Raw genomic sequence first — 12,715 nt, forward strand, 5'->3', positions numbered from 1 at the left:
CCAGGAGAGGCGCGCTGAAGGAGGGATCAGGATGGATGAGCTTGTTATGCAAAGGCCGGAGCCAGGCTCTGGCGCGGCGGCTGGCCTCGGCGATGTCCGGGGTGCAGTGGCTGGTTTTCTTAAAGAATTCAGCAGTTTTCACAGTGAAGTTAAACAATCGCTGCAACAGCAGGAAAAGCGAGTGACCATGCTTCAGAGAAAAATCAGCCATGCTGGCCGCCCGGTTCTGTCGCCCGCCAGCGAAGAGGCAGCGCCCCTGCAGAAGGCCTTTGATGCCTATCTGCGCAGCGGCGATGATGAGGGCTACCGCGGCCTTGTCCCCGAGGGCAAGGCCATGTCCACGGCGGTGGCGGCGGATGGCGGCTATCTGGTTTCGCCCCGGACCGCCGATCAGATCCGCTCGATGCTGGTCTCGACCTCCAGCCTGCGCGCGGTGGCCAATGTGGTCCAGGTCGAGGCCAGCTCCTTCGATGTGCTGATCGACCGCTCGGATATCGGTTCGGGCTGGGCCAGCGAAAGCACGGCCACGGGCGAGACCGCCACCCCGGCGATTGAGCGCATCCAGATCCGGCTGCATGAGCTTTCGGCCATGCCCAAGGCCAGCCAGCGCCTGCTCGATGACAGTGCCTTTGATGTCGAGAGCTGGCTCGCGGCCAGGATCGCGGCGCGCTTCATCCGGGCCGAGGCGGCGGCCTTTATCTCGGGCGATGGCCTGGATAAGCCGAAGGGCATTTTGCTGCCCGCCAAGGTCGCCAATGCCTCCTGGAGCTGGGGTAATCTCGGCTATGTGGCGACCGGCGCCTCGGCTGATTTCGCCATCAGCAATCCGGCCGATTGCATCATTAACCTCGTCTATGCGCTCGGGGCGGATTACCGCGCCAATGCCGGTTTCGTGATGAATTCGAAAACCGCAGGCGCGGTGCGCAAGATGAAGGATGCCGATGGGCGGTTTCTCTGGTCGGACGGGCTGGCGGCAGGGGAACCGGCGCGGCTGATGGGCTATAACGTGCTGATCTGCGAGGATATGCCGGATGTGGCTGCCAATGCCTATCCGCTGGCCTTTGGCGATTTCAGCGCCGGCTATACCATCGCCGAGCGCCCCGATCTGCGCATTCTGCGCGATCCTTTTTCGGCCAAGCCGCATGTGCTGTTCTATGCCAGCAAGCGCGTCGGCGGCGATATCACCGATTATGCGGCGATCAAATTGCTGAAAATCGCCACCAGCTGAGGTTTTCGGCTGAGGTTTTCGGCACTGGCCCGCCGGATCTGGCGGGCCAGTGCAGCGTGATCAGCAGCGGAGGGCCGGGGATGCGACTGACCGAAGAGACCACATTGCCCGCCGGGGCACTGCCGCTGGCGGGGCTGAAACAGCATCTGCAGCTGGGCAGCAGTTTTGCGCTGGCCCCGGATCAGGATGCTTTGCTGGACAGCCATCTGCGCGCCGCGCTGGCGGTGATCGAGGGCCGCATTGCCAAGGCCTTGCTCACGCGCAATTTTCTTCTGGTGCTGGAGGGCTGGCGCGATGCCGATGCCCAGGCCCTGCCTTTGGCCCCGGTCAGCGCGGTGCTCTCGGTGCAGCTGATCGATGCCGGGGGCGCGGTGACGCTGCTTGATCCGGCGCGCTACCGGCTGATCCGCGATCAGCACCGGCCGCGCCTCGCCGGGACCGGGGCGGCTCTGCCCGAACCCGGGACCGGCGGGCGGGTTGAACTGCGCTTTCAGGCCGGATTTGGCGAAAGCTGGGCGGATGTTCCGGCCGATCTGGCCCAGGCGGTGCTGCTGCTCGCGGCCGAATTTTACGAATATCGCCATGATGGCGGCGTGCAGATGGCGGCTTTGCCCGCAAGGGTGCTGGCGCTGATCGAGGGCTGGCGGCAGCTGCGTGTGCTTGGCGGCGGGCGGCGCGGATGAGGGCGCCGCATCTGAACCGGGCGCTGCTGCTCGAACAGGAAAGCCTCGAGGCCGACGGGGCCGGGGGTTTTCACCGCAGCTGGCTGGCTCTGGGCCAGCTCTGGGCCGCGGTCCGGGCCGGGGCCGGGCGCGAAAGCCCGGGCGAAGAGCTCAGCCTTGCCACCATTCCCTGGGCGATCACCCTGCGCGGCGCGCCCCCCGGCTCGGCGCTGCGGCCCCGGCCCGGACAAAGGTTTCGCGAGGGCCTGCGGATTTTCACCATTCTGACCGTGGCCGAGCGCGATGCCGGGGGGCGCTGGCTGATCTGTTCCTGCCGTGAGGAGGGCGCGCGATGAGCTATGCTGCCTCGGCCGCGGTCCAGGCGGCGCTTTATGCGCGGCTGATCTCGGCCCCGGGCCTCGGGGATGTGGCGATTTACGACGCTTTGCCCGAGGCCCCGCCCGGCACTTTCGTGCTGATCGGGCCCGAGGAAGTCCGCGACGCCTCGGACCAGAGCGGCGCCGGGGCCGAGCACCGGCTGATCTTCAGCGTGATTTCGGATGCCAGCGGCTTTCTGGCCTCAAAGCAGATCGCGGTGGCGATTGCCGATGCCCTGGCCGATCCGCCTTACCCCAGCCTGAACCGGGGCCGTATCGTCAGCCTCAGCTTTGAGCGGGCGCGGGCGCGGCGGCTGGATCAGGGGGCGGTGCGGCGCATTGATCTGACCTTCCGGCTGCGGGTGGAGCTGTGATCCGCCGCGCCGCAATTTTCAGCTAAGGAGAGGGTGATGGCGGTTCAGGCCGGAAAAGACCTGCTGATCAGAATTGACCAGACCGGGGACGGACAGTTTGAGACCATTGCCGGGCTGCGCGCGACCCGGGCCAGTTTCAATGCCGAAACGGTCGAGGTGACCAGCCTTGAGAGCGCGGGGGGCTGGCGCGAGCTGCTGGCGGGCGCAGGGGTGAAATCAGCGATGATCTCGGGCTCGGGTGTGTTTCGCGATGCAGCGACAGATGAGCGGGCACGCCAGATCTTTTTTGACGGGGAAATCCCTGCCTTTCAGGTGGTTATCCCGGATTTCGGTGTGATCCAGGGGCCGTTTCAGATCACCGCGCTCGACTATTCCGGCAGCTATAATGGCGAGGCCAGCTATGAGCTGACGCTGGCCTCGGCCGGGGCGCTGAGCTTTACGGCTTTGTGATGGTTAATCCGCTGGCGGGAGAGGTCGAGATCCGCCTCGACGGGGTGGCGCATTGCGCCAGGCTGACGCTCGGCGCGCTGGCCGAGATGGAGGCGCTGCCCGGATCGCCCGGCCTGATCGCGCTGATCTCCCGCCTTGAGGCGGGTGAGTTTTCGGGGCGCGATCTGCTGGCTTTGCTGGTCGCAGGCCTGCGCGGTGGTGGCTGGCAGGGCGGCAGCCCCGATCTGCTGACGGTCCGCATCGGCTATGGCGGCGATGAGGGGCCGCTGGCGGCGGCGCGGGCGGCGGCGGATTTGCTGACGCGCGCCTTCGCGCTGCCGGAACCATGAACAGCCGGTTCGACTGGCCCGGGCTGATGCGCGCCGGGATCGGCGGGCTGAAGCTTGAACCGGGCCGGTTCTGGGCGCTGACCCCGGTTGAGCTGCGGCTGATGCTGGGGCTGGAGCCGGGACCGCCGCCGCTGAGCCGGGCGCGGCTGGCCGAGCTGGATGCCGCTTTGGCAAAGGCAAAGGAGCAAAAAGATGAGCGCGACTGCAGAGACAGAGCTTGCCGGGATCGGGGAGCAGATCACCAGCCTGGCGCCGCTGCTGGCCAGCTTTGACGCTGAACTGGCCCGGCTGCGCGAAAACACCAGCTTCACCAGCCGCGAGATGACCGGCCTTGCCAGCGGCTTTTCCGCCGCTTTGCGGCGCAGTTTCGACGGGCTGCTCTTTGACGGGCTGAAGCTGGATCAGGCGCTGAAAGGCCTGACCGCCCGGGTGATCGACAATCTCTATGCCATGGCGATGCGCCCGGTCCATAAAGCTGCCGGAGGCGCGCTTGCCGCAGGCATCGGCGGGCTGATGTCGGGGCTGATGCCCTTTGCCGCTGGCGCGCCGTTCTCGCAGGGGCGGGTGATGCCCTTTGCCAGGGGCGGCATCGTCACCGCCCCGACCCGCTTTGCCATGCGCGGCGCGGATGGCCGGCTTGGCGTGGCCACGACCGGCCAGGCACGGCCGGTCAGCCTGGTGATGAATATCACCACGCCGGATGCCGAAAGCTTCCGGCGTTCCGAAAGCCAGATTGCGGCGCAGATCGGCCGGGCGCTGATGCGCGGCCAGCGAAACCGGTGAGGCAGAACCATGTTCCATGAGGTGAGATTTCCCGCCAGCCTCAGCTTTGGCTCGGTCGGTGGGCCCGAGCGGCGCACTGAAATTGTCAGCCTGGCCAATGGCTTTGAAGAGCGCAACAGCCCCTGGGCCCATGCGCGTCGCCATTATGATGCGGGCGTCGGGCTGCGCTCGCTTGATGATCTCGAAGCGCTGATCGCGTTTTTTGAGGCCCGGCGCGGCCAGCTGCATGGCTTTCGCTGGAAAGACTGGAGCGATTACCGCTCCTGCCGCGCCTCGGGCAGCCCAGGCGCCTTTGATCAGGAGCTGGGGATCGGCGACGGCCAGCGCCGGAGCTTTGATCTGTGCAAACTCTACCGCTCGGGCGAGGAAAGCTACAGCCGCCCGGTGGTCAAGCCGGTGGCGGGCACGGTGCTGGTGGGGCTGGGCGGGGATCCGCAGACCGAAACCGTCGATTACAGCCTGGAGCTGAGCCGCGGCAGGCTGCATTTTGACACCGCGCCGCCTCGCGGCGCGCGGGTCACGGCGGGGTTTGAATTTGACGTTCCGGTCAGGTTCGACACCGACCGCATCGCGCTCTCGGTCGCCAGTTTTCAGGCCGGCGAAATGCCCGGCGTGCCGGTGGTGGAGATCCGGCTGTGAGCGGGCCGGACAGCACCAGCTTTTGCCGGATCTGGCAGATCACCCGGCGCGACGGGCTGCGGCTTGGCTTTACCGATCATGATTGCGATCTGGAGTTTAACGCTCTGATCTGCCGCGCCGGCAGCGGGCTGACCGCCTCGGCTCTGGTTCAGGTAGCCGGTCTGGCAGTCGATAATGCCGAGGCTCTGGGGGCTTTGTCGGATACGGCGATCCGCGCCGGTGATCTGACGGCGGGCCGGTTTGACGGGGCAGAGATCATGCTCTGGCTGGCGGACTGGCAGGATCTGAGCCGCAACAGGCTGCTGTTTCATGGCACTCTGGGTGAGATCAGCCAGCATGGCCTTGCCTTTCGCGCCGAGCTGCGCGGGCTGAGCGAGGCTTTGTCGCAGCCCCAGGGCCATGCCTATAGCCGCGGCTGTTCGGCGGTCCTCGGGGATGCGCGCTGCCGTTTCGATCTGCGCCAGCCGGGCTATCTGCAGGAGCTGCCGGTGCTGGCGGTCAGCGGCGCCGGGCGGCTGTTGCATCTCGCTCCGGCGGAAAGCTTTGAGCCAGGCTGGTTCGCCGAGGGCCGGCTCGAGGTGCTCTCAGGCGCGGCAGCGGGGCTGGATGCGATGATCCGCAGCGACCGGCTGCTGGCTGAGGGGCGCGAGATCGGGCTCTGGCAGTCGCTGCGGGCCGGGCTTCTCCCCGGCGACCAGGTGCGGCTTGGCCCCGGCTGTGACCGGCGCGCGGTGACCTGTCGCCAGAAGTTCAGCAATCTGAAGAACTTTCGCGGCTTTCCTCATCTGCCATCGGAAGACTGGCTGACCTCCTGGCCACGTCAGGGCCAGGAGAATACCGGCGGCAGCCTGTTTTTGACCCCTGGCGCCGGAGCGGGGCTGTGAGTGCGGCTGTGAGCGGAGCCGCGGCGGCGGCGGCGCTGGCCGAGGCGCGGCTCTGGCTCGGCACGCCTTATCGCCATCAGGCGCGCTGTCGCGGCGCGGGCTGTGACTGCCTTGGGCTGATCCTCGGGATCTGGCGCGCGCTTTATGGCAGCCTTCCGACCGAGCCGCCGCCCTATAGCCCCGACTGGGCCGAGGCGGGTCAGGGCGAGGCGCTGCTGCAGGCGGCGCAGCTCTGGCTGGTGCCAAAGCCCCTGGCGGCGCTGGTGCCGGGCGATGTGCTGCTGTTTCGCATCCGCGATTCTGGCCCGGCGCGCCATCTCGGGCTTTGTTCGGCTGTGCAGCCCGCGCCCGGCTTTATCCATGCCTATAGCGGCCATGCGGTCACCGAGAGCCCGCTGTCCCTGCCCTGGCGGCGGCGGATTGCCGGTTGTTTTGCCTTTCCCCCGATCCGAGCAGGGAGTGAGTGATCCATGGCGACGCTGGTTCTTTCGGCGGCCGGTGCGGCCATTGGTGCGGGCTTTGGCGGCACGGTGCTGGGCCTTTCGGGCGCGGTGATCGGCCGGGCCATCGGTGCCACTCTGGGGCGGGCGATTGACCAGCGCGTGCTTGGCGGCGGCTCGGAGGCGGTGGAGGTTGGCCGGATCGACCGGCTGCGCCTGAGCGGCAGCGGCGAGGGGGCGGCGATTGCCCGGCTCTGGGGCCGGATGCGGATCGGCGGCCATGTGATCTGGGCCTCGCAGTTTGAGGAGCACAGCTCCAGCCATCGCGGCGGCAAGGGGGGCGGCCCGAAGGTCACCGAATTCTCCTACACCGTCAGCCTCGCCATTGGCCTGTGCGAGGGCGAGATCCAGGGGCTTGGCCGGATCTGGGCCGATGGCATGGAGATCGCGCCGCAGGATCTGAGCCTGCGGCTTTATCCCGGCAGCGAGGATCAGCTGCCCGATCCGAAGATCGAGGCGGTCGAGGGCGCGGGATCGGTGCCCGGCTTTCGCGGCCTTGCCTATGTGGTGATCGAGGATCTCGATGTCAGCGCCTGGGGCAACCGGGTGCCGCAGTTCAGCTTTGAGGTGATCCGCAAGGTCCAGGGGCCGGGCGTGGCACCAGGCAGCGCTTTGCAGGATCTGGTGCAGGCGGTGGCGCTGATCCCGGGCACCGGCGAATATGCCCTGGCGCTCAGCCCGGTGCATTTCAGCCAGGGCGAGGGGCAGAACCGGGCGGTGAACAGCCATTCCCCCTCGGGCGGGACAGATTTTCGCACCAGTCTTGACCAGCTGCAGCGTGAGCTTCCGGCCTGTGCCTCGGTCTCGCTGGTGGTGGCCTGGTTCGGCAGTGATCTGCGCTGCGGCAGTTGCGAGATCCGGCCCCGGGTCGAACAGAAAGAGCAAGACGGGGTCGGTATGCCCTGGCGCGCGGGCGGGATTGACCGCGCGGCGGCCGGGCTGCTGGCCCGGCGCGAGGGTCGGGTGATCTATGGCGGCACCCCGGCCGATGCTGCGGTGATCGAGGCGATCCGCGCCCTGCGCGCCGGCGGCCAGGAGGTGATGTTCTATCCTTTCATCCTGATGGAACAGCTGGCAGGCAATGGCCGGCCCGATCCCTGGAGCGGGGCCGCGGATCAGCCGGTCCTGCCCTGGCGCGGCCGCATCACTTCGGCGCTCGCGCCAGGGGGGAGAGAGCGCAATGATGCGGTTGCAGATGAAATTGCCGCATTTTTCGGCGAGGCTCAGCCCAGAGACTTCAGCCTGCAGGGCGAGGAGATCCATTACACCGGCCCCGCAGAATGGCGCTATCGCCGCTTCATCCTGCATTACGCATGGCTGTGCCGGGCGGCGGGGGGTGTGGATGCCTTTTGCCTCGGCTCGGAAATGCCGGGGCTGACGCGGCTGCGCGATGCCAGCGGCGCATTCCCGGCGGTCATGGCGCTGATCCGGCTGGCGGGCGAGCTGCGCGCCATCCTCGGGCCGGAGGTGAAACTCTCCTATGCTGCCGACTGGACCGAATATGGCGCGCAGCAGCTTGGCCAGGATCTGTGCTTCCCGCTCGACCCGCTCTGGGCCGATCCTGAGATCGGCTTTATCGGCATCGACAATTACATGCCGCTTTCCGACTGGCGCGAGGGCGAGGATCACCTCGATGCCGCCTGGGGCGATATCAGCAACCTCGCCTATCTGCAGGCCAATGTGGCGGGGGGCGAATATTACGACTGGTATTACGACAGCCCCGAGGGCGAGGCGGCGCAGATCCGGCGGCCGATCCGCGATGAGGCCCATGGCGAGCCCTGGGTCTACCGGGTGAAAGATCTGCGCGGCTGGTGGGAAAATGCGCATCACCCGCGCGAAGCGGGCATACGCGAGGAAGGGGCGACGGCCTGGCTGCCCGGCTCAAAGGCGATCCGTTTCACCGAATATGGCTGCGCCGCGATTGATAAAGGCGCTAATCAGCCCAATCGCTTTCTGGACCTGTGGTCCTCGGAATCGGGGCTGCCGCGCGCCTCAACCGGGGCGCGTGATGATCTGATGCAGATGCAATATCTGCGCGCCATGGCGGGCTACTGGGGCGATCCGGCGCATAATCCGCTCTCAGCGCATTATCCGGGGCGGATGATTGATATGGCGCGCGCCCATGTCTGGGCCTGGGATGCCCGGCCCTTTCCGGTGTTTCCGGCCCGCCAGGATCTGTGGAGCGATGGCGGCGCCTATGCGCGCGGCCACTGGCTGAACGGCCGGGCCAGTAATCAGCCGCTGTCGGCGCTGCTGGCGGCGATCTGCGGCGAAAACGGGCTGACAGAGATTGACACCGCCGGGGCCGAAGCGGTGGTGCGCGGCTATATGCTGGCCGATGTCGAAAGCGGGCGTGCCTCGCTGCAGCCGCTGCTCCAGGCCTTCGGCGTCGATCTGGCCGAGCGCGGCGGCAGGCTTGTCTGTCGCCGCCGCCGTCCCGGCATTGATCACCGGCTGGAGCCCGGGGATTACGCGGTTGATGATCTGGCGGGGCTGGCCGGGATCCGCCGCGCCCCTGAGCCGGAAAGCGGCACGGTGATCCGCCTCTCTTATATCGAGGCCGATGGCAGCTATGAGGTGCGGATGAGCGAGGCGCGCCAGCCCGATGAAAGCCGGCGTATGGTCGAGGCCACCGGCTTTTCGCTGGTGCTGACCGGGGGCGAGGCGAGGGGCATTGCCGCGCGCTGGCTGGCCGAGAGCCGGATCGGCCGCGACAGCCTGCGCCTCAGCCTGGCCCCCTCGCGGCCAGATCCGTCGCGGCCGGAGCCGGGGCCGGGCGACCGCATCGCCACCCCCGATGGTGCGCAATGGCGGATCGAGCGGGTCGAGCAGGGCGATAGCCGCCGGATTGAGGCGGTGCGGATCGAGGGCGGGGTCTATGCCGCCGCCGCTGGTCCCGAGGAGCTGCCGGTGCCACCCGCGCCCTATCTGGCGCCGGTGCCGGTCTGGCCGCTGTTTCTCGATCTGCCGATGCTCAGCGGCAGCGAGCTGCCGCATCAGCCGCTGATCGCGGTCGCGGCCCGGCCCTGGCCGGGGCCGGTTGGCCTGTGGTCGGGCAGCCCCGGGGCGGGGTTTGAGCTGAACCGGCTGATCACGCGCCCGGCGGTGATCGGGGTGACTGAGACCGCGCTGGCGGCGGCGCGGCCGGGGATCTGGGACCGCGGCCCGGCGCTGCGCATCCGCCTCAGCCGTGGCGCTCTGCAGGCGCGAGATCCGCTCGATGTGCTCAATGGCGCCAATGTCATGGCGATCGGCGATGGCTCAGCGGCGCATTGGGAGGTGTTTCAGTTCGCCCGGGCCGGGCTGGTCGGGCCGGATCGCTGGGAGCTGAGCCTGCGGCTGCGCGGTCAGGCCGGCAGTGATGGCATCATGCCGCCCAACTGGCCGTCGGGCAGCCGGGTGGTGCTGCTCGACGGCGCGCCGGTGCCGGTGGATCTGCCGCTTTCGGCCCGGGGCCTCGCACGCGATTACCGCATCGGCCAGCTGGCGCGGGGCTATGCGGCGCCCTCGGCGGTGGCGATCAGCAGCGCTTTTGACGCTATCGGCCTGCGGCCCTATCCGGTGGCCCATCTGCGCGCCCGGGGCCGGGCTGGCGGAGAGATCCGCTTCAGCTGGATCCGGCGTGGCCGGATTGATGCCGACAGCTGGCAGCAAAGCGAGATCGCGCTGGGCGAGGAAAGTGAGGCCTATCTGCTGCGCATCGAAAGCGGCGCTATGGTGCTGCAAAGCTATACCACCCAGTTGCCCGAGTTCCTGTACAGCCCGGGGCAACAGGCGGCGGATGGCGCGGCTGCGGGCTGTTTTCTGGCGGTGGCGCAGCTGTCCTTGCGGTTTGGGCCAGGGCCTTTTCGCCGGATTGCCCTGCCGGGCTGAGGCCAGAACGCGCGAAAAAGCCGGGCCGGGCGGCCTGGAGAAACGGATGCGGATTGCTGTTTGGCTTTTCCTGGAGGATAATTACCCCGAACTGCACCACTATTGCGCCACTTTGTTCCGGATCGGGGCCGGGCGGTTCGCCCGGCAAACCGACCCCGCCTCCGCGGCCGCCGCACCAGGAAGGAGCCTCTCATGGCTGAGACCATGCATCGCATTACCCCGCTCGATCCGGTCTGGACGCGGATCTGCAGCGAGGCGGTTGAGGCGGTGCGCGCCGAGCCTTTGCTGGGCGCGCTGATCCATTCCGGCCTGCTCCACCATGCCACGTTTGAGCGCGCGCTGGCCTTCCGCTTTTCGCTGAAACTGGCCAGTGGCGAGATGAGCGAACAGATCCTGCGCGAGATCGCCGATGAGGCCTATTCGACCTCGCCCGAGCTGGGGGCGGCGGCCCGCGCCGATCTGATGGCGGTCTATGAGCGTGACCCGGCCTGCCACCGTTATCTGCAGCCGATCCTGTTCTTTAAGGGCTATCAGGCGGTGCAGGCCTACCGCATCGGTCACTGGCTCTGGCAGAAGGGCCGGGTCGATCTGGCCTATTTCGTGCAGATGCGGGTCTCCGAGGCTTTTGGCGTGGATATTCACCCCGCCGCCCGGATCGGGCGCGGCATTATGATCGACCATGCCCATTCGATCGTGATCGGCGAGACGGCGGTGGTCGGCGATAATGTGTCGATGCTGCATTCCGTCACCCTCGGCGGCACCGGCAAAGAGGATGGCGACCGCCATCCGAAAATCGGCAATGGCGTGCTGATCGGGGCCGGGGCCAAGGTGCTGGGCAATATCAGGGTCGGGAATTGCTCCCGTATCGCGGCGGGCTCGGTTGTGCTTGAAGAGGTGCCAGCCGAGACCACTGTGGCCGGGGTTCCGGCCCGGGTGGTGGGCAAGGCAGGCTGCCCGCAGCCGGCCCTGAGCATGGATCAGCATATTAAAGCCGAGTGAACCGGGCGTGACGCAGAAAACAGGGTTGCAGCTGAAAGCGCTGGCACGGGCTGCGGGGGCAGGCCTCGCCGGCCGCGCGATCAGCCTTTTCGCCAGGATTGTCACCGCGCCCCGCGCGATCTGGGCCGGAATAGAGCCGGTGCCGCGGCAGCGGGTCTATTTTGCCAATCACACTTCGAATGCCGATTTCGTGCTGCTCTGGACCGTGTTGCCGGGCAATCTGCGCCGCCAGACCCGGCCGGTGGCAGCGCTGGATTACTGGCTGAAATCGCCTTTGCGCCGCTTTCTGATCCAGGATGTGTTCAATGCCGTGCTGATCGACCGCCGGCCCGAGCACCGGGTCGAGGATCCGGTTGATCTGATGGAGGCGGCTTTGCGCACGGGCTCATCGCTGATCCTTTTCCCCGAAGGGGTGCGCAATATGGGCGATGAGGTTCTGCTGCCGTTCAGATCCGGCCTCTACCATCTGGCAAAGCGCCAGCCCGGGGTGGATCTGGTGCCGGTCTGGATCTCGAATCTGAACCGGGTGATGCCCAAGGGCGAGGTGGTGCCGCTGCCGCTGATCTGCAGCTTAAGTTTCGGCCCGGCGCTGCATCTGGGGGCGGATGAGCCGAAAGCGGCTTTCCTTGAGCGCGCCCGTGCGGCGCTGCTGGCACAGCGCGAGGCGGCGCAGTCATGAGTGAATCCCCGCATCTGATCTGGCTGCTGAGCGGCGTCGCGCTGATCCTGCTGATCGCCACCCTGACCGGGGCTTTGCTGCGCGCGCGGATCGCGCCAGATGGCAGCAATCCGGTGATCGAGAATCTGAATGCGCGGATCGCGGCCTGGTGGGGCATGGTGATCCTGCTGTCGCTGGCCTTTCTCGCCGGGCGGGTGGGGGTGGTGATCCTGTTCGCGGTCCTGTCCTTCTCGGCTCTGCGCGAATTTCTGACCCTGACCGCCAAGGCCCGGGCCGATCACTGGTCTCTGGCGGCGGCGTTTTTCCTGGTGCTGCCGGTGCAATACTGGCTGGTTGGCATCGACTGGTACGGGCTCTATGCGATTTTCATCCCGGTCTATGCCTTCCTGCTGATGCCGGTGGTCTCGGCTTTGCGCGGTGAGACGAAGGGCTTTCTGACCCGGGTGGCCGAGACGCAATGGGCGCTGATGATCTCGGTCTATTGCGTCAGCCATGTGCCGGCGCTGCTGTCTTTGCAGATCCCCGGCTATGAGGGGCGCTCGGTCATTCTGATTGCCTGGCTGATCTTTACCGTGCAGCTCTCGGATGTGATGCAATATGTCTGGGGCAAGCTGCTGGGGCGGCATAAAGTGGCGCCGCAGCTCTCGCCCTCCAAGACCTGGGAGGGGCTGATCGGCGGCGTGCTGACCGCAACCCTGGCCGGAACAGCGCTGTGGTGGATGACGCCGTTTTCCATGGCCGGGGCCTTTGGCATGGCGCTTCTGGTGACATTGATGGGGTTTTTCGGTGGCCTCGTGATGTCGGCGATCAAGCGCGATAAGGGCGTCAAGGACTGGGGCCATCTGATCGCCGGACATGGCGGCTTTCTCGACCGGCTGGATTCGGTGGTCTTCGCCGCCCCGGTCTTCTTCCATATGACCCGCTGGTACTGGACCTGA

General features: G+C 67.2%; 15 protein-coding genes. All 15 read left to right on the forward strand.

What is annotated here, in order from left to right; genetic code table 11:
• Nucleotides 1-46 precede the first annotated feature (46 nt).
• The 15 genes from H0485_RS08370 to H0485_RS08440 all read left to right on the forward strand — a co-directional run bounded on the left by H0485_RS08370 (nt 47) and on the right by H0485_RS08440 (nt 12,715).
• Nucleotides 47-1,228, forward strand: coding sequence for a phage major capsid protein (locus H0485_RS08370; RefSeq protein ID WP_226935002.1), 1,182 nt, complete (start codon nt 47-49; stop codon nt 1,226-1,228).
• Between the two features lie 80 nt (nt 1,229-1,308).
• Nucleotides 1,309-1,911 carry a head-tail connector protein gene (locus H0485_RS08375; RefSeq protein ID WP_226934916.1) on the forward strand — a complete coding sequence of 201 codons (603 nt, stop codon included), beginning with the start codon at nt 1,309-1,311 and terminating at the stop codon, nt 1,909-1,911.
• Complete coding sequence (locus H0485_RS08380) at nt 1,908-2,246, forward strand: head-tail adaptor protein (protein WP_226934917.1); 339 nt, start codon at nt 1,908-1,910, stop codon at nt 2,244-2,246. Before H0485_RS08375 ends, H0485_RS08380 begins: the two co-directional genes overlap by 4 nt.
• The gene (locus tag H0485_RS08385) at nt 2,243-2,641 is read left to right on the forward strand and encodes a DUF3168 domain-containing protein (protein ID WP_226934918.1); all 399 of its coding nucleotides are present in this window, start codon (nt 2,243-2,245) and stop codon (nt 2,639-2,641) included. The genes H0485_RS08380 and H0485_RS08385 overlap by 4 nt, the downstream gene beginning before the upstream one ends.
• 36 nt (nt 2,642-2,677) lie before the next feature.
• Complete coding sequence (locus tag H0485_RS08390; protein ID WP_226934919.1) at nt 2,678-3,091, forward strand: phage major tail protein, TP901-1 family; 414 nt, start codon at nt 2,678-2,680, stop codon at nt 3,089-3,091.
• On the forward strand, nt 3,091-3,420 hold the full coding sequence (locus H0485_RS08395; protein WP_226934920.1) for a GTA-gp10 family protein: 330 nt from the start codon (nt 3,091-3,093) through the stop codon (nt 3,418-3,420). Before H0485_RS08390 ends, H0485_RS08395 begins: the two co-directional genes overlap by 1 nt.
• A complete protein-coding gene (locus H0485_RS08400) occupies nt 3,417-3,692 on the forward strand; it encodes a phage tail assembly chaperone (RefSeq protein WP_226934921.1) in 276 nt (91 codons plus the stop codon). Before H0485_RS08395 ends, H0485_RS08400 begins: the two co-directional genes overlap by 4 nt.
• On the forward strand, nt 3,613-4,203 hold the full coding sequence (locus H0485_RS08405) for a phage tail tape measure protein (protein ID WP_226934922.1): 591 nt from the start codon (nt 3,613-3,615) through the stop codon (nt 4,201-4,203). The genes H0485_RS08400 and H0485_RS08405 overlap by 80 nt, the downstream gene beginning before the upstream one ends.
• 9 nt (nt 4,204-4,212) lie before the next feature.
• Nucleotides 4,213-4,842, forward strand: a complete 630-nt coding sequence (locus H0485_RS08410; RefSeq protein ID WP_226934923.1) for a DUF2460 domain-containing protein — start codon at nt 4,213-4,215, stop codon at nt 4,840-4,842.
• A complete protein-coding gene (locus H0485_RS08415) occupies nt 4,839-5,726 on the forward strand; it encodes a phage/gene transfer agent baseplate hub protein (RefSeq protein WP_226934924.1) in 888 nt (295 codons plus the stop codon). The genes H0485_RS08410 and H0485_RS08415 overlap by 4 nt, the downstream gene beginning before the upstream one ends.
• Entirely contained in the window at nt 5,723-6,193 is a 471-nt protein-coding gene (locus H0485_RS08420; RefSeq protein WP_226934925.1) for a C40 family peptidase, read from the forward strand. Before H0485_RS08415 ends, H0485_RS08420 begins: the two co-directional genes overlap by 4 nt.
• 3 nt (nt 6,194-6,196) lie before the next feature.
• Nucleotides 6,197-10,099 carry a baseplate multidomain protein megatron gene (locus H0485_RS08425; RefSeq protein ID WP_226934926.1) on the forward strand — a complete coding sequence of 1,301 codons (3,903 nt, stop codon included), beginning with the start codon at nt 6,197-6,199 and terminating at the stop codon, nt 10,097-10,099.
• Between the two features lie 192 nt (nt 10,100-10,291).
• Nucleotides 10,292-11,098, forward strand: coding sequence for a serine O-acetyltransferase (gene cysE, locus H0485_RS08430; RefSeq protein WP_226934927.1), 807 nt, complete (start codon nt 10,292-10,294; stop codon nt 11,096-11,098).
• 7 nt (nt 11,099-11,105) lie between these two features.
• Complete coding sequence (locus tag H0485_RS08435) at nt 11,106-11,777, forward strand: lysophospholipid acyltransferase family protein (RefSeq protein WP_226934928.1); 672 nt, start codon at nt 11,106-11,108, stop codon at nt 11,775-11,777.
• Nucleotides 11,774-12,715: a phosphatidate cytidylyltransferase gene (locus tag H0485_RS08440; RefSeq protein WP_226934929.1), complete on the forward strand. Its 942-nt coding sequence runs from the start codon at nt 11,774-11,776 to the stop codon at nt 12,713-12,715. The genes H0485_RS08435 and H0485_RS08440 overlap by 4 nt, the downstream gene beginning before the upstream one ends.

Origin of the sequence: Pseudogemmobacter faecipullorum (genome assembly GCF_020539525.1) — a bacterium.
In the GTDB taxonomy this organism is placed as follows: Bacteria; Pseudomonadota; Alphaproteobacteria; order Rhodobacterales; family Rhodobacteraceae; genus Pseudogemmobacter; species Pseudogemmobacter faecipullorum.

Excerpts from the sequence above, each read along its gene's own strand:
- H0485_RS08370 (WP_226935002.1), top strand. The coding sequence starts at position 47 with ATGCAAAGGCCGGAGCCAGGCTCTGGCGCGGCGGCTGGCCTCGGCGAT.
- H0485_RS08375 (WP_226934916.1), top strand. The coding sequence starts at position 1,309 with ATGCGACTGACCGAAGAGACCACATTGCCCGCCGGGGCACTGCCGCTG.
- H0485_RS08380 (WP_226934917.1), top strand. The coding sequence starts at position 1,908 with ATGAGGGCGCCGCATCTGAACCGGGCGCTGCTGCTCGAACAGGAAAGC.
- H0485_RS08385 (WP_226934918.1), top strand. The coding sequence starts at position 2,243 with ATGAGCTATGCTGCCTCGGCCGCGGTCCAGGCGGCGCTTTATGCGCGG.
- H0485_RS08390 (WP_226934919.1), top strand. The coding sequence starts at position 2,678 with ATGGCGGTTCAGGCCGGAAAAGACCTGCTGATCAGAATTGACCAGACC.
- H0485_RS08395 (WP_226934920.1), top strand. The coding sequence starts at position 3,091 with ATGGTTAATCCGCTGGCGGGAGAGGTCGAGATCCGCCTCGACGGGGTG.
- H0485_RS08400 (WP_226934921.1), top strand. The coding sequence starts at position 3,417 with ATGAACAGCCGGTTCGACTGGCCCGGGCTGATGCGCGCCGGGATCGGC.
- H0485_RS08405 (WP_226934922.1), top strand. The coding sequence starts at position 3,613 with ATGAGCGCGACTGCAGAGACAGAGCTTGCCGGGATCGGGGAGCAGATC.
- H0485_RS08410 (WP_226934923.1), top strand. The coding sequence starts at position 4,213 with ATGTTCCATGAGGTGAGATTTCCCGCCAGCCTCAGCTTTGGCTCGGTC.
- H0485_RS08425 (WP_226934926.1), top strand. The coding sequence starts at position 6,197 with ATGGCGACGCTGGTTCTTTCGGCGGCCGGTGCGGCCATTGGTGCGGGC.
- cysE (WP_226934927.1), top strand. The coding sequence starts at position 10,292 with ATGGCTGAGACCATGCATCGCATTACCCCGCTCGATCCGGTCTGGACG.
- H0485_RS08440 (WP_226934929.1), top strand. The coding sequence starts at position 11,774 with ATGAGTGAATCCCCGCATCTGATCTGGCTGCTGAGCGGCGTCGCGCTG.